The following is a 14,272-nucleotide window of genomic DNA, read 5'->3' on the forward strand; positions in this document are numbered from 1 at the left end:
TGGCAGCAGGGTGTCACTCGACATGCCACCCGTCCTGCCACCGGAGGTTCCCATGACCCGCAGCAACCGGCTGTTCGAATTGATCCAGATCCTGCGCGCCGCCGCGACGCCGATGCGGGCCGAAGATCTGGCGGCGCAGCTCGAAGTCTCCAAGCGCACGATCTATCGCGATATTGCCGCGCTGCAGGCGATGCGCACCCCGGTCGAGGGTGAGGCGGGCATCGGGTATATGCTGCGCAAGGGCTATGATCTGCCGCCGCTGAACTTTGACGAGGAAGAGATCGAGGCGCTGCATGTGGGATTGGCGATGCTGATGCGCACCGGCGACGGTGCCCTGCAGCAGGCCGCCGCGCGGGTCGGGCGCAAGATCTGCGACGTACATGCCAGCGCTGAATGGCTGCAGGTGGCCCCCTATGGCGCGCCGCTGGATGATCCCGACAATGGCTGCGTGTCCAAGGCGATCCTGCGACAGGCGGTCCGCAGCGCACAGAAGTTGCGTCTGGTCTATGTCAATGAAGCCGAGGAACAGAGCGAACGGATCCTGCGACCGCTGGCACTGATCTATCACGTGGACTGCACGCTGCTGGCCGCGTGGTGCGAATTGCGCCATGGATTTCGCCATTTCCGCACAGATCGTATGCTGGCTGCGGATCTGCAGGATGCCCATTTTGTCGAAGAAGCGCCGCTCTTGAGAAAACTCTGGCAGGAACAAGAACGCGATACGTTTGTTTATAACCTGTAATGTGGCTTGGCCGAGCGGGGCGAGAGGTGCGCGGCAATCCGCCGAACATGCGGGGGGACCGCTTGCTGTGCCGGTCGATGCATACAATATCTACACGTAACGTCTCACTCTGGGGCTGACCCCGGATACGTTGCGAGACAGGTTTGAGGAAGAAAAGGTAGACTGTAATGTCTTTTGCAAAACTCCCCGCCCTTGGCGTTCTGGCCGCTGCCGTGGCGCTGAGCGCCTGTGACGATCCCGCCTCCTATGGCGCTCCCGGCGGAACGAACCGCTCTCAGAACGGGGCCATCATTGGTGGTTTGATCGGCGCGGGGCTCGGTGCAGCGACGTCGGATGACGACAAGGCTGAAACCATCATCGGCACGGCTGCGGTGGGGGCTCTGGCAGGTGGTCTGATCGGGCGCCAACTCGACAAGCAGGAAGCGGAACTGCGTCAAAATCTCGACAATGACTCGATTTCCATCGTGAACACTGGCGACCGTCTGATCGTGTCGCTGCCCAATGATCTGACCTTTGCCACCGACAGCTCGGCGATCTCTTCCCTGGTACGCAGCGATCTGCGCAAGGTGGCGGGCAGCTTGCAGCGTTATCCTGGCAGCGTGGTGCAGGTGATCGGTCACACCGACAGCGACGGCGCGGCTTCCTACAACTATTCCCTGTCCGAGCGCCGCGCCAATGCGGTTGCGGACGAGATGGCTGCTGGCGGCGTGTCCTACAGCCGTATGCGCATCATCGGTCGCGGTGAGGAGCAGCCGGTGGCGAGCAACCTGACCGGCGAGGGCAAGGCCCGCAACCGCCGCGTGGAAATCGTGATTATTCCGCAGGCAACCTGACGCCATCCATTCAGACACGGGAAAGAGGCTGCGCGTTGTGCGCGGCCTCTTTTCTTTTGGCGCCCTAAGATCCGTGCCCTGTGGAGCAACGCACAGGGCGTCTGCGGTGACAGGTGTTGGTTTGCGCGCTGGCGCACCCTAGCTTTATTTGTGACACAGCACGTACTACAGGAGAACGACCATGGCCGACCCCGTATTGCTTATTCTGTCCGGCTCTCTGCGCAAGGAGGCGACCAATCGCAAGCTGGCCCGCGAGGCCGCGCGACTGTTCGGTCCCGCCGAGGTGGTCGAAGGCGATCTGAACCTGCCGCTCTATGACGGTGATGTGGAGGCCGCATCTGGCGTCCCGGCGGAGGTGCAGATGCTGGCGGATCAGATCGCGCGGGCGGATGCGGTGGTGATCTCCACCCCGGAATACAACAAGGGCCCCTCCGGCGTGTTGAAGAACGCGCTTGATTGGGTCAGCCGCACCGAGGGCGCCCCGTGGCAGGACAAGCCGGTGGCGGTGATGTCAGCGGCGGCAGGGCGCGCTGGCGGCGAGCGGTCGCAGATGATCCTGCGCAGCTTTCTCGTGCCGTTCCGCCCACAGGTTCTGCCGGGGCCCGAGGTGCATCTGGCCGGGTCGAGCAAGGAGTTCGATGACGCCGGGCAACTGACCAGCGAGATCTACACCAAGACGCTGACCGAGCTGATGACGCAGCTCCGCGCGGCAGCCACCACTGCCCGATAGGGTTGGAAACAGCGCGGGAGGGGCTCCCGCCCCTTTGACGGTGCCCCTGGCGGGACCCCACAAAGCGTTGGGCCGAGCGGGGGCCGCGCCCGCAGGGCGCGGCCCCCGCTCCACCGCGATGCGCAAAGCGCAGCGCAACCCCTCTGGCGAAGGCGGCGCGGCGGTGTGACAGGTCAGAGGTTGTCTGAGACCCGAAACCCTTCCGGGATGGCGTCGCGCCCCTCCAGCAGCAGATCGGCCATTACCTCGGCGATCTTCGGCGCCATGCCGAAGCCGATCTTGAAACCACCATTGGCAATGAAATGCCCGGCGCGCCCGGGGTAGGCCCCCAGCATCGGTGCGCGAGTGCGGGCGCGGGGCCGCACCCCGGCCCAGCGATCCAGCACGTCCACACCCGCTAGCTGCGGCATCGCGGCGACCGCTCGGGCGATCACGTCGTCGAGCTGGCTGTCGGTCTCATCGGGGCGGCCAAACTCCCGCTCGCTGGTGGAGCCGATGGCCAGCGTGCCATCCGCATGCGGAATGATGTGCAATCCGTCCGCGTAGAGCTGCGGCACCGCGCCGGCATCATGGGCCAGGAGCGCGGCCTGCCCCTTGACGCCGCCCCCCACGGTGCGCGGTGATAGTGCGTTCAGCTCCAACAGCCCCTGATAGCCGGTGGCATGCAGCACAAGCCCCGCCTCCCGACCATCGCCGCTGACCTCAACGCCACCGGCACGCAGCGCGGCCACCAGCGCGGCGCAGGCGCGGCGGGGGTGCATGCGGGCCGAGAGCGTGTCGTGGATCACCTGACCCGTGGCGCTGGGCGGGCACCAGTCGCCGAAGTCCGAGGCCGGTCGGACCTGCCAGGTCGCCTTGCCCTGCCATAGATCCGCCGCAGTCTGGCACCGTGCCTCGGCCAGCTCCAACGTGCGCGCATCAGCGATCGGTTGCAGGCGACCCAGGCGACCATAGCCTGCCGACACGCCGCCCGTCGCCTCGACATCCTGCCAGAAGGCCTCGGCTATCAGCAGGCTTTCAAGCTGGAACGCCTTTTTCGGGTTCCAGTTTTCCGGCACATGCGGGGCGAGGGCCCCGACGACACCACCGCTGGACCCCGCGCCCGGTCCGGCGGGGTCGATCACCTGCACCCTTGCGCCGCGCCGGTGGCAGATCCAGGCGATCGACAGGCCAAAGATCCCGGCTCCGCGCACCGTAACATCAACCGTGATATCAGCAGTTGCCATTTCTGTGACCTTTCGTCAGGTTCGCCCTCGTACCACGCTCCACCTAAAGGAAATCGCGATGGCAGACCAGCAGGCACGGCTGAGCTGGCGGGAGGGGGATTTGCCCGTCTCCGACCAGTTTGATGACCCTTATTTTTCATTGCACAACGGCCTGCTGGAGACCGAGCATGTGTTCCTTGCGGGCAATGATCTGCCGGCGCTGTACGCTCCCGGGTTTCACATTGCCGAACTGGGCTTTGGCACCGGGCTCAACATGCTGGCGGCCTGGCGCGCCTGGGAAGAGAGCGGGCAGACCTCGCCGCTGCGGTTCACCAGTTTCGAGGCCTTTCCGATGGTGCCCGCCGACATGGCCCGCGCGCTGGAAGCCTTTCCGGACATCACGCCGTGGGCGGAGCGGTTTCTGGCGCAATGGCGCGGCGGAGGGCGTTGTGATCTTGGCACCCTGCAGCTGGAGGTTGTCATCGGCGACGCACGCCTGTCGCTGCCAGAGTGGACAGGGCAGGCGGACGCCTGGTTTCTGGACGGGTTCTCACCCGCCAAGAACCCGGAGCTGTGGCAGGGGGATCTGATGCAGGCGGTGGCGGATCACACCCGTCCCGGCGGCACAGCGGCGACCTATACCGCGGCCGGATTTGTCCGTCGCGGGCTGGAAGAAGCAGGTTTCACCGTGACGCGCACACCGGGATTTGGACGCAAACGACATATGACGCAGGCAATTTTGACGCGCGAATTGAAAGGCTGAACCATGGATCAGGTCATGGCCAAGAACGACACCAAACTGGGCATTCTGTTGATGATCGGGGCCACCATCGTCTTTGCCCTGCAGGACGGGGTTTCGCGCCATCTGGCGAGCGAATACAACGTCTTCATGGTGATCACCATTCGCTACTGGTTCTTCGCCGCCTTCGTGATCGCGCTGGCGCTGAAGCAGACAGGCAGCCTCCGGGCCGCCGCGCAGACCAGCCAGAAGGGGGTGCAGATCTTCCGCGCCTTTGTGCTGGTGGCGGAAATCTGCGTCATGGTGCTGGCCTTCACTGTACTGGGACTGGTCGAGAGCCACGCGGTCTTTGTCTGCTACCCGCTGCTGATCGCGGCGCTTTCCGGACCCATTCTGGGCGAACAGGTGGGCTGGCGGCGCTGGGCGGCGATCGGCGTGGGCTTTCTCGGGGTGCTGATCATCCTGCAGCCGGGATCGGGCGTGTTCCAGGTGGCGGCCCTGATCCCGCTGCTGGCGGCGCTGATGTTTGCGCTTTACGGACTGCTGACGCGTTACGTGGCGCGGCGCGACACCACCGCCACCAGTTTCTTCTACACTGGCGTTTACGGCATGCTGTTCATCACGCCTCTGGGCCTGTGGTGGTGGGAGCCGATGACCGCGCCGGACTGGGGCTGGATGGCGACCCTCTGCGTGACCGGCGCCCTTGGGCATTGGCTGCTGATCAAATGCTACGAGATGGCCGAGGCCAGCGCCGTGCAGCCCTTTGCCTACATGCAGCTGCCTTGGGCCGCGATGATCGGGCTCACGGTGTTTGGCGAGGACATGCGCACCAATGTGGTGATCGGCGCCGGGCTGGTGGTGGCGGCGGGCCTATTCACTTTTTGGCGCGAAAACCTGAAGCGTTCGGCCCGCTAGCTCGCGCGTAAACGGCACCGGCAGGGGTGTCTGCCCCAGTCGGGCGCGGTAGACCGGCAGGCTTTCGGTGACCCGCATCACGTAGTTGCGGGTCTCGTTGAAGGGGATGTGCTCGATCCAGTCGATCACATCGACCTCCGCGCTGCGCGGATCGCCGTAGCGCTCCATCCAGGCGGTCGGACGGTGAGGCCCGGCGTTATAGCCTGCGGCCATCAGCACCACATTGCCGTCGAAGTCGCCCGCCAGCCGCGCCAGATAGGCGGCACCGAGCGTGGCATTATATTGCCAGTCCTCGGTCAACCGTGCGGTTTTGTGATCGTCGAGGATGTCCAGCTCGCGCGCCACCAGTTCTGCGGTGGCGGGCATCACCTGCATCAATCCGCGCGCGCCCACATGGCTGACGACCACCGGGTCGAACTCGCTTTCCCTTCGGGCGATTGCCAATACCATCTCGGAGGCCATCGGAAGACTCATCTGGGTCACCGGGTGCAGCGGGTAGTAGGCGCCTGCCAGTTCCAGCCCATCTTGGGCCGCACGTTTGGAGATCATCACTGCCAGATGCGGCTGCTCCCGATCCACCGCCATCTGCCCCAGTTGCAGCGCTTCATCCGGCGGTAGGGTTTCAACAAGATGGGTCAGGAAGCGTTCACCGAGCGACAGGTCGCCCGCCTCCAGCAATGCAATGCCCGCCTTGTAGACCGAGGAGGTAAGGAACGGCGCACCCTTCCAATCGGGCGCGTCCGGCGTGGTCAGACGCGGGTCAAAGCCGCGCCCCAGCGCCTGTGCCGACAATAAACCGTAGTAGGAGCTCTGGAATTTCGCCCCCAGTCGATAGGCCGCGTGCGCCTTGTCGATCTCGCCCATCTGCGCATAGGCGCGGCCCAGCCAGTAACCGGCGCGGCCCACAGAGATCGGGCTTTCGACTGCCGCAAGGAAGCGGGTGAAGTGATAGACCGCCAGTTCGGCGTCATCGAGTTTGCGCAGCGCCACATAGCCCGCGATCCATTCATTGTCGGCGTAGCCATAGCCATCCTCGGGGCTGGCAAAATGATAGGCGGCCAGCTTGTAGGCGCGGGTGTTGTCATTGTCGCGCATCAGTTGACGGGCAAAGTCGCGACGCCGGGTCAGCCATTTGGACGGCTCGCCCAGAGCCTCTGCCGAGCTGGAGCGCTCCAGCATCATGGCGATGGCGTCATCCTGCCGCCGCTTGGCATCACGCCAGGCAAAGCGGTCATAGGCGAGGCCAGAGTCATCCTGCAGGCTGTCGGGCACCGCGGCAATCGCCGCATCGACGCCATTGGCCTGATCCTGCAGCGCGATGCGCGCCTCGGCCAGCTTGCGGGCACCTGCGCTGACCAGATCCAGCATGCGGCGGGAAGAAACCTTGTGTCCGTCCCACAACAGCCGGGTCAGCCGGGCCTCATGATGTTTGGCCAGCAGAGATTTATGACGGGTGAGGAAGTTGGTCTGGGTTTCGTCCGTCATGGCCATGCTGCGCCAGGCGCGGATCAGCTCGGCCTGTCCGGCCTCGGTCTGGCCAGAGGCAATGAGCGCTTCCCCGAGGCTCAGCGCGCCTTCGGGGGTCTGGGCTTGGCCATCCTTGCCGTAAAACGCGAGGACGGTGGCCTGCCCAGCCTTGGCGATCACCTCTTCGCTCTGGCGGCGCAGGTATTCCATGCCGGGCCAGTCGGCGCGGCGCTCGATAAAGGACATCACCTGGCGCGCCGCTCCCTTGCCGGCCCGCAAATGGTGCCATTGGATCACGTCGCGCGGGATGGAGCCTTCCTCGCCAGCGTCGATCAGCGCCTCCTGCCACTGGCCGTCGCGCATCAGCGGCAGCGCGGTTTCCAGCCCGCGGGCCAGGGCAGGGGCACCAAAAAGGGTCGCACAAATCAGCAACGAGCAGGCAAGTCTGCGTGTCATCTCTTGCATTTTCCAGCATTCCGGGGATACAGCCTGTGACGATAGTGCGTGTGGACCCGGGTGCAACTCAATTTCCCGCCAGCACGTGCGTCCGGGCAAGGAATTGCCCGCAAGAAAATCTCGAATTGGAGCGTTCCCATGTTCACAGGCTCTATGCCAGCCCTCGTCACCCCGTTTCGCAATGGTGAGTTGGATCTGGATACGCTCAAACACTTGGTGGAATGGCATATTGCCGAAGGTTCGACCGGGCTGATTCCCGTCGGCACCACTGGCGAAAGCCCCACCCTGAGCCATGAAGAGCATGAACTGGTGATCAAGGTGGTGGTGGAAACCGCCGCAGGTCGCGTGCCGGTGATTGCCGGCGCCGGGTCCAATAACACCGTCGAGGCGATTCGTTTTGTCGAGTATGCCGAGCGAGTCGGTGCGGACTGCGCATTGGTCGTGACCCCCTATTACAACAGGCCGACCCAACGTGGCATGATCGCACATTTCACCGCGCTGCATGACTGCGCCGATATTCCGATCATCATCTACAACATCCCGCCGCGCTCGGTGGTGGACATGACCCCTGCCACCATGGGTGAGCTGGCAAAACTGCCGCGCATCATCGGCGTCAAGGATGCCACCGGCAAGCTGGAGCGCGTCAGCCAGCAGCGGGCTTCTTGTGGTGCGGATTTCATCCAGCTGTCCGGCGAGGATGCCACCGCGCTGGGCTTCAACGCCCATGGTGGAGTCGGCTGCATCTCGGTCACCGCAAACGTGGCGCCGAAGCTCTGCGCCGAATTCCAGGCGGCCACACTGGCGGGCGACTACAAGACCGCGCTGGAGTATCAGGACCGCCTGATGCCTCTGCATGAGGCGATCTTTATCGAGCCGGGCTTGGTGGGTGCGAAATACGGCATGTCGAAGCTGGGTCTGTGCTCCGAGGAAGTGCGCTCGCCGCTGACCGGGCTTGAGGACAGCACCAAGGCGAAGATCGACGCGGCCATGGTGCATGCCGGTCTGCTCTGAGCTCTTCTCTTTCGTCGTCTGATACCAGCAGCCCCGGTTTGTCCGGGGCTGTTTGCGTTTTGGCAGATCTCCCATCTGGCCGACAGGCCGGACAGCGCCTGCCCCGCCCCCGGGAGGGCGCTGTCCTCAGCCCTGCAGTTGCAGGGCTGAGGACAGATGTCCGGTCTTCTCCGGGTTGCGGATCACATAGACCTTCGTGATCCGCCCCTCGCGGATTTCCAGCGCGGTGGCCTGTACCAACCCTTCCGGTTCCAGGCTGAGGATCGCAGGCAGCCCGTTCAGCATGGCAAACCGCCAGCGCGGCGGCAGATGAGCGCCGGACTTGCGCGCCAGCCCCTCGGCCAATCGCATGACCTTGGCGCGCCCGTAGATTGGGTTCAAGGTCGCCAGAACCTTGCCGCCGCCATCGCTGACCAGCTCCACATCCTGCGCCAGAAGCTGTGTCAGCGCCGCCATGTCGCCGGTCTTGGATGCGCGAAAGAAGGCTTCGGTCAGGGCGCGCCCCTCTTCGGGCGGAACCGTGGCGCGGGGACGCTCCGCCTGCACGTGGCGGCGTGCGCGTGACACCAGCTGGCGGCAGGCGGCAGGGCTGCGGTCAAGCGCCTCGGCCACCTCGTCGTGGCTGTTGCCAAACACGTCATGCAGCAGAAACGCGGCGCGTTCCAGCGGCGTCAGCCGCTCCAGCGCCAACAGCAGCGCCACCGAGACATCATGGTCCAGCCGCTCTGTCGGATCCTCGGTCAGCAAGGGTTCCGGCAGCCAGGCGCCGGTATAGGTCTCGCGCTTCACCCGCGCCGATTTCAGCTGATCGAGACAGAGCCGCGTCACCACCCGCACCAGATAGCCGGTGGCATCGCGGACCTCGTCCTGCGGCGCGGACTGCCAGCGCAGGAAGGCCTCCTGCAGCACGTCCTCCGCATCCGCAACGCTGCCCAGCATGCGGTAGGCGACCGCGAACAATCGCGGCCGCGCGGTCAGGAACACATCGGCTCCCATATCCTGTGGCTTGTGGCTCACGCGGCGCTGGTCTCCTTGGTCACAGGATGCGGCGTGCGAAAGCCGATGGCAATGCGGTTCCAGGCGTTGATCGCGCCGATCAGCAGCGTCAGCGCCACCTGTTCACGCGGCGAGAACTGCGCCTCCACCAGCGCGTAGTCTTCATCGGGGGCGGCCGTCTCCGCCACCAGGGTCAGCGCCTCGGTCCAGGCAAGGGCGGCCTGTTCGCGCGCTGAGTAAAGAGTGCTTTCGCGCCAGGCGGGCAGCAGATGCATGCGGTCCTCGCTTTCGCCCATCTTGCGGGCGTCATGGGTGTGCATGTGGATGCAGAAGGCACAGCCGTTGATCTGGCTGGCACGCAGCTTCACCAGTTCGATGATGGTCATGTCGAGGCCGGAGGCCTTCAGCAGCTCTTCCTGCTCCATCATCGGTTTGAAGAGATCACCGGCAGCGGCAAACTGGTCGAGACGTTGGGTCATGGGTCCTGTTCCTTTCTCAGTCAGAGGGGACGCAGACAGGACGAGCCAGCCCCACGCGCTGTGACACGCGGGGGGAGATTTTTTCAGCGTTTGCCGTAATAAAGCCCGACCACATGTTCGGCTTCGGCAAAGAACAGCCAACGGGTGCAGGCGACACCGATGATATGAGACAGCACGGCAAGGCCCGCGAGGGCGTGTTTCAGCGCCAGTCCACCAACCGGCAGCGCCAGGCACAGGAGCGGCAGCACGATCGCCAGCACAAAGCCGATCACCCGCAGCCGGGCGGCATGTTTGCGGCCCAACTGATGCACAAATTCGCGCAGCAGGTAATTGGTGCCGGTATGGGGCGGCTCAAACGCGCGCACCTGACCACGGGTGCCGAGGCCGGTGGCGCTGGCTATCGTCGTGCCGGAGGTGTCAAAGGCGCGATCCCCCTGATGCCAATAGGCCAACAGGGTGAGCCCGGCGAGCACCAAAAGCCCCGTTGCCTTGCTCTCTTGCCCGGCCAGCAGGGCGCCCCCGGCAAGCGACAGGGTCAGGAACAGCGCCGGGGTCAGAGGGATCATGTTCCAGCGCGGCACCGTCCTGAGCTGGGCATAGATCATCGAGGTGGTGAAGACGGTGGCGATGCTGAGCGCTGCGCCAAGCGCGCCGAGGAACGGCCAGTGGGTTTCGAGGAAGATCGCCCCAATGGCGTAGAGGCCCATGGTCAGCAGGGCCACCACCGCGCAACAGCCCTCACGCGAGAGCCAGCTGCTGCGCCATTGCGAAAACGCCTTCCACGCCCGTTCTGGACGTCCGAGGTGCAAGGTGGAGGCCAAGAGCCCGCCCACCGCCAGTGCATAGGCGATGGCGTAGAATATAAAGGCGACCCAGCCGGTGACCGCAGGCAGGCCAAGGCCGAGGAAGAACAACAGGCCGAAGCCAAGCCCGGACAGGGTGGTGAAGGCGATGACGGGAGGGGCCGGGTGCATCAGCTTTGTCCTCCGGGCAGTTTGTCCAAGGCACGGTCGAGCCAGCCGAGAAAGCCTCCCGCCTCCTCGGTGACGGGGGCCAGCAGCGGCGCGAGGAGGTCGATGTCGCCCGCGCCCTGTTCCATGCCCTGCGCGGCGAGCGTGTCCTTGGGGCGGGGCGGCAGGTATTTGTTCACCGGCTTGGTGCCCTGTTCGGGCATCAGGTCCATGCCGCCGCGCTCCGCGACCAATTGCGAGACATCCGACGTCGGGTCGCCGAGATCGCCGAAATGGCGTGCACCGGCGGGGCAGGTGCGCACGCAGGCGGGCACGCGGTCCTCTTCGGGGAGGTTTTCGTTGTAGATCCGATCCACGCAGAGGGTGCATTTCTTCATCACCCCGGCGGCCAGATCGAGCTCGCGCGCCCCGTAGGGGCAGGACCACGCGCAGAGGCCGCAGCCGATGCAGTCGCTCTCGTTGACCAGCACGATGCCGTCTTCCACCCGTTTGTAGCTGGCGCCGGTGGGGCAGACAGTGACGCAGGGGGCGTCTTCGCAGTGCAGGCAGGATTTCGGGAAGTGGATCAGCTGGGCGGCGTGGGCGGGGTCTGTGCCGCAGGCTTCTGGCTGTACCTCGTAGGAATGCACACGGTTGAGGAAGGTACCCGAGGGATCGGCGCCATAGGCGTCCTGATCGGAGAGCGGCGCACCGTAGTTTTCGGTGTTCCAGCCTTTGCAGGAGATCACGCAGGCATGGCAGCCGACGCAGGTGTCGAGATCGATCACCAGACCCATCTTGCGGGTGGTTTCGGTGGGGAGGTCGGTCATCGGGTCGGGCCTCCGTCTGTGATGTGGGTGCAGGACCGGGGCGCGGCCCCGGACCCCGAGGTATTTTCAAAAAGATGAAAGGGTGTGGAGGTCATTTGCCGACCTTCCATGTGAGGGTGCCGGGGCCTAAGCCGACCGGGGAGGCTTGGGGAGGGGTCTCGGGCTGGCTTTGGGTGAGGTCCTTTGGCGGGGCGGCTTTTTCCAGTTTGACCTTGAGGTCGAACCAAGCGGCCTGTCCGGTAACGGGATCGGAATTGGCCCACCGCAGCCCGTCGCCCTTGGGCGGCAGCAGCTCGTGGATCAGGTGGTTCATCAGGAAGCCTTTGGTGGCTTCTGGGGCGTCCTCGGTGAGGGCCCAGGCGCCCTTGCGCTTGCCGATGGCGTTCCAGGTCCAGACGGTGTTTTCATTGAGGGCTGCCATTTCCATCACGGGCACGGTGATTTCGCCATGAGGAGAGGTGACGCGGGCCCAGTCGCCGTCTTCAAGCCCTGCGTCGCGCATCAGTTTGGTGGGCACATAGAGCGGGTTGTGGCCATGCAGCTGGCGGAGCCAGGCGTTCTGGCTGCCCCAGGAATGATACATCGCCATCGGGCGCTGGGTGAGGGCGTTGACGGTGAAGCCCGCGTTGCCTTGTTGGTCGGTGTCGTACCAGATTGGCAGCGGCGTCATGGTGTCTTGGATGCGGACGCGCAGGTGGTCGGGGGGCTGACGCTCGCCGTGGCCTTCGGCCGCCAGCTGGAATTTGCGCAGCGGCTCCACATAGAGCTGGAACAGATAGGGTTGCGGCGCGTCGAACAGGCCGAGCTCCACCGCCCAGTCCTGATAGGCCATGTTCCAAGGTTTGTAGTAGCTGGCGTCCTCGGGGATGTGCTTGAGGAAAAAGCCGCCGTTCTCGATATAGCGGTCGAGCTGGTCCGGGTTGGGCGCGCCACGTCCCGTTTCGGTGCCGTCGCCGCGAAAGCCCGCAAGCGGGCCGATGCCGGGCTTGCGCTGGTGGTTGACGATATAATCGGCGTAGTCTTGGTATTTCGCGCTGCCGTCCTCGTTGGTGAAGCCGGGCAGCTTCATCCGGTTGGCAAGGTCGACCAGCACGGACTGGAAACCGCGGACGTCGCGGTCTGGCTCCACCACTGGCCAGCGGATCGCATCCGCCGCGCCGTCCGCCTCGCAGATCGGGCGATCCAGCAGCGAGATGCAGTCGTGTCGTTCCAGATAGGTGGTGTCGGGCAGGATCAGATCGGCATAGGCGACCATTTCCGAAGAATAGGCATCGGAGTAGATCAGATGCGGGATGACGTACTCGCCGTTCTCGTCGGTGTCGGTCAGCATCTCCATGACACCTTGGGTGTTCATCGAGGAGTTCCACGCCATGTTCGCCATGTAGAGGAACAGCGTGTCGATCTTGTAGGGGTCACCTGCATGGGCGTTGGAGACCACCATATGCATCAGCCCGTGGCTGGACATCGGGTTCTCCCAGGTGAACGCCTTGTCGATGCGCGCCGGGCTGCCGTCATTGAGCAGCGCCAGATGCTCCGGCCCCTGCACAAAGCCCAGGTGCGGGCCGTCCAGCGGTTTGCCCGGTGTGACGCGGCAGTGGGGCGGTGGATGTGCGGTGGCGGGTTTGGGATAGGGCGGTTTGAAACGAAAACCGCCGGGAACCTCCACCGTGCCGAGCAGGATTTGCAGAACATGCAGCGCCCGGCAGGTCTGAAAGCCGTTGGCATGGGCGGAGACGCCACGCATCGCATGCATGGAGACCGGACGGCCTACCATGGTCTTGTGGGTCTCTCCGCGGAAATCGGTCCATTCACGGTCCAGCTCGAACGCTTCGTCAAAGGCGACGCGGGCGATTTCGGCAGCGATGGCGCGGATACGCGGGGCGGGGATGCCGCAGCGCTCTGCCACCGCCTCCGGGGCGTAGTCGTCTGACAGATATCGCTCCGCCATCAGCCGGAAGACCGAGACATGGGTGACATCGCCCATCTGGAAACTGCCATTGAGGTCGGGGCGCACGCCATGCATGTCGAAGGGTGCCAGCTGGCCGGTCTTGCGGTTGATCACCAGCGGTGCGCCGTGATCATCGCGCAGAAACAGGCCAAAGTCGGCGCTGTCCTTGTCCTGGTTCACCAGCACCGGCGCGTTGGTGTAGCGGGAGAGGTAATCCAGATCGATCTTGCCCGCCTTCATCAGCACATGGACTAGCGACAGGATGAACAGCCCGTCGCTGCCGGGGGTGATGCCGACCCAGTCATCCGCCACAGCGTTATAGCCGGTGCGGATCGGGTTGACACCGATCACCCGTGCGCCGCGTGCCTTGATCTTGCCGATGCCCATCTTGATCGGGTTGCTGTCGTGATCCTCGGCGACGCCGAACAGCAGGAACAGTTTGGTATGATCCCAGTCGGGCTGGCCGAACTCCCAGAAGGCACCACCCATGGTGTAGATGCCCGCCGTGGCCATGTTGACGGAGCAGAACCCGCCATGCGCCGCGTAGTTGCAGGTGCCGAAGTTCTGCGCCCAGAAGCTGGTGAAGCTTTGCGACTGGTCACGCCCCGTAAAGAACGCCAGCTTTTCGGGGTGATCCTTGCGCAACGGCTCCAGCCAGCCCTGCGCGATGTCGAGTGCCTCGTCCCAGGAGATTTCCTCAAATTCGCCGGAGCGGCGCGGACCGACACGTTTCAGCGGCGCGCGCAGGCGGGAGGGGGCGTTGTGCTGCATGATGCCGGCAGAGCCCTTTGCGCAGAGCACGCCCTTGTTGACCGGGTGGTCGCGGTTGCCCTCGATATAGGCGACCTTGCCCTCCTTCATGTGGACGTTGATGCCACAGCGGCAGGCGCACATGTAGCAGGTCGTCTTGCGGATCTCGTCCGAGACCGGCGGCGAGGTGTCCACCTCGGGTTGCTGGAATGTCATCTGGC

Annotated in this window: 13 protein-coding genes; 6 read left to right on the forward strand and 7 right to left on the reverse strand. The window is 64.6% G+C overall.

Features of this window, described 5'->3' with window-relative positions; all coding sequences use genetic code 11:
* Nucleotides 1-52: 52 nt before the first annotated feature.
* From CLV89_RS00430 to CLV89_RS00440, 3 genes are all read left to right on the forward strand, one after another.
* Nucleotides 53-742: a helix-turn-helix transcriptional regulator gene (locus CLV89_RS00430; RefSeq protein WP_106161446.1), complete on the forward strand. Its 690-nt coding sequence runs from the start codon at nucleotides 53-55 to the stop codon at nucleotides 740-742.
* Between the two features lie 167 nt (nucleotides 743-909).
* A complete protein-coding gene (locus CLV89_RS00435; protein WP_106161448.1) occupies nucleotides 910-1,575 on the forward strand; it encodes a YiaD family glycine zipper/OmpA-like lipoprotein in 666 nt (221 codons plus the stop codon).
* Nucleotides 1,576-1,756: 181 nt separating this feature from the next.
* Nucleotides 1,757-2,305: an NADPH-dependent FMN reductase gene (locus CLV89_RS00440; protein ID WP_106161450.1), complete on the forward strand. Its 549-nt coding sequence runs from the start codon at nucleotides 1,757-1,759 to the stop codon at nucleotides 2,303-2,305.
* Nucleotides 2,306-2,478: 173 nt separating this feature from the next.
* Here CLV89_RS00440 and CLV89_RS00445 read toward each other — a convergent pair whose 3' ends face one another.
* Nucleotides 2,479-3,531: an NAD(P)/FAD-dependent oxidoreductase gene (locus CLV89_RS00445; RefSeq protein ID WP_106161452.1), complete on the reverse strand. Its 1,053-nt coding sequence runs from the start codon at nucleotides 3,529-3,531 to the stop codon at nucleotides 2,479-2,481.
* Nucleotides 3,532-3,589: 58 nt separating this feature from the next.
* Between CLV89_RS00445 and mnmC2 the strand changes: the two genes are divergently transcribed.
* Both mnmC2 and CLV89_RS00455 read left to right on the forward strand, forming a co-directional pair.
* On the forward strand, nucleotides 3,590-4,273 hold the full coding sequence (mnmC2, locus tag CLV89_RS00450) for a tRNA (5-methylaminomethyl-2-thiouridine)(34)-methyltransferase MnmC2 (protein WP_106161454.1): 684 nt from the start codon (nucleotides 3,590-3,592) through the stop codon (nucleotides 4,271-4,273).
* Nucleotides 4,274-4,288: 15 nt separating this feature from the next.
* Complete coding sequence (locus tag CLV89_RS00455) at nucleotides 4,289-5,164, forward strand: DMT family transporter (protein WP_243394898.1); 876 nt, start codon at nucleotides 4,289-4,291, stop codon at nucleotides 5,162-5,164.
* On the opposite strand, the gene CLV89_RS00460 is transcribed toward CLV89_RS00455, so the two are convergent.
* Nucleotides 5,120-7,087, reverse strand: coding sequence for a lytic transglycosylase domain-containing protein (locus tag CLV89_RS00460; RefSeq protein WP_106162287.1), 1,968 nt, complete (start codon nucleotides 7,085-7,087; stop codon nucleotides 5,120-5,122). The two genes, CLV89_RS00455 and CLV89_RS00460, sit on opposite strands and share 45 nt — an antisense overlap.
* Nucleotides 7,088-7,225: 138 nt before the next feature.
* On the opposite strand from CLV89_RS00460, the gene dapA reads away from it, so the two are divergent.
* The gene (gene dapA, locus CLV89_RS00465) at nucleotides 7,226-8,098 is read left to right on the forward strand and encodes a 4-hydroxy-tetrahydrodipicolinate synthase (RefSeq protein ID WP_106161458.1); all 873 of its coding nucleotides are present in this window, start codon (nucleotides 7,226-7,228) and stop codon (nucleotides 8,096-8,098) included.
* Nucleotides 8,099-8,224: 126 nt separating this feature from the next.
* On the opposite strand, the gene CLV89_RS00470 is transcribed toward dapA, so the two are convergent.
* The 5 genes from CLV89_RS00470 to CLV89_RS00490 form a co-directional block, all read right to left on the reverse strand.
* The gene (locus CLV89_RS00470; RefSeq protein ID WP_106161460.1) at nucleotides 8,225-9,115 is read right to left on the reverse strand and encodes a sigma-70 family RNA polymerase sigma factor; all 891 of its coding nucleotides are present in this window, start codon (nucleotides 9,113-9,115) and stop codon (nucleotides 8,225-8,227) included.
* Nucleotides 9,112-9,573 (reverse strand): carboxymuconolactone decarboxylase family protein, encoded by a 462-nt coding sequence (locus tag CLV89_RS00475; RefSeq protein ID WP_106161461.1) that lies wholly within the window; start codon nucleotides 9,571-9,573, stop codon nucleotides 9,112-9,114. The genes CLV89_RS00470 and CLV89_RS00475 overlap by 4 nt, the downstream gene beginning before the upstream one ends.
* Nucleotides 9,574-9,656: 83 nt before the next feature.
* Nucleotides 9,657-10,547 (reverse strand): dimethyl sulfoxide reductase anchor subunit family protein, encoded by an 891-nt coding sequence (locus CLV89_RS00480; RefSeq protein ID WP_106161463.1) that lies wholly within the window; start codon nucleotides 10,545-10,547, stop codon nucleotides 9,657-9,659.
* Nucleotides 10,547-11,353, reverse strand: coding sequence for a 4Fe-4S dicluster domain-containing protein (locus CLV89_RS00485; RefSeq protein WP_106161465.1), 807 nt, complete (start codon nucleotides 11,351-11,353; stop codon nucleotides 10,547-10,549). Before CLV89_RS00485 ends, CLV89_RS00480 begins: the two co-directional genes overlap by 1 nt.
* Nucleotides 11,354-11,444: 91 nt before the next feature.
* Entirely contained in the window at nucleotides 11,445-14,267 is a 2,823-nt protein-coding gene (locus tag CLV89_RS00490; protein ID WP_106161467.1) for a molybdopterin oxidoreductase family protein, read from the reverse strand.
* Nucleotides 14,268-14,272 lie beyond the last annotated feature (5 nt).

Source organism: Tritonibacter scottomollicae (assembly GCF_003003215.1).
In the GTDB taxonomy this organism is placed as follows: Bacteria; Pseudomonadota; Alphaproteobacteria; order Rhodobacterales; family Rhodobacteraceae; genus Epibacterium; species Epibacterium scottomollicae.

What these genes read in the sequence shown, in the direction of transcription:
- CLV89_RS00430 (WP_106161446.1), top strand. Translation starts at nt 53, where the DNA reads ATGACCCGCAGCAACCGGCTGTTCGAATTGATCCAGATCCTGCGCGCC.
- CLV89_RS00435 (WP_106161448.1), top strand. Translation starts at nt 910, where the DNA reads ATGTCTTTTGCAAAACTCCCCGCCCTTGGCGTTCTGGCCGCTGCCGTG.
- CLV89_RS00440 (WP_106161450.1), top strand. Translation starts at nt 1,757, where the DNA reads ATGGCCGACCCCGTATTGCTTATTCTGTCCGGCTCTCTGCGCAAGGAG.
- CLV89_RS00445 (WP_106161452.1), bottom strand. Translation starts at nt 3,531, where the DNA reads ATGGCAACTGCTGATATCACGGTTGATGTTACGGTGCGCGGAGCCGGG.
- mnmC2 (WP_106161454.1), top strand. Translation starts at nt 3,590, where the DNA reads ATGGCAGACCAGCAGGCACGGCTGAGCTGGCGGGAGGGGGATTTGCCC.
- CLV89_RS00455 (WP_243394898.1), top strand. Translation starts at nt 4,289, where the DNA reads ATGGCCAAGAACGACACCAAACTGGGCATTCTGTTGATGATCGGGGCC.
- CLV89_RS00460 (WP_106162287.1), bottom strand. Translation starts at nt 7,087, where the DNA reads ATGACACGCAGACTTGCCTGCTCGTTGCTGATTTGTGCGACCCTTTTT.
- dapA (WP_106161458.1), top strand. Translation starts at nt 7,226, where the DNA reads ATGTTCACAGGCTCTATGCCAGCCCTCGTCACCCCGTTTCGCAATGGT.
- CLV89_RS00475 (WP_106161461.1), bottom strand. Translation starts at nt 9,573, where the DNA reads ATGACCCAACGTCTCGACCAGTTTGCCGCTGCCGGTGATCTCTTCAAA.
- CLV89_RS00480 (WP_106161463.1), bottom strand. Translation starts at nt 10,547, where the DNA reads ATGCACCCGGCCCCTCCCGTCATCGCCTTCACCACCCTGTCCGGGCTT.
- CLV89_RS00485 (WP_106161465.1), bottom strand. Translation starts at nt 11,353, where the DNA reads ATGACCGACCTCCCCACCGAAACCACCCGCAAGATGGGTCTGGTGATC.
- CLV89_RS00490 (WP_106161467.1), bottom strand. Translation starts at nt 14,267, where the DNA reads ATGACATTCCAGCAACCCGAGGTGGACACCTCGCCGCCGGTCTCGGAC.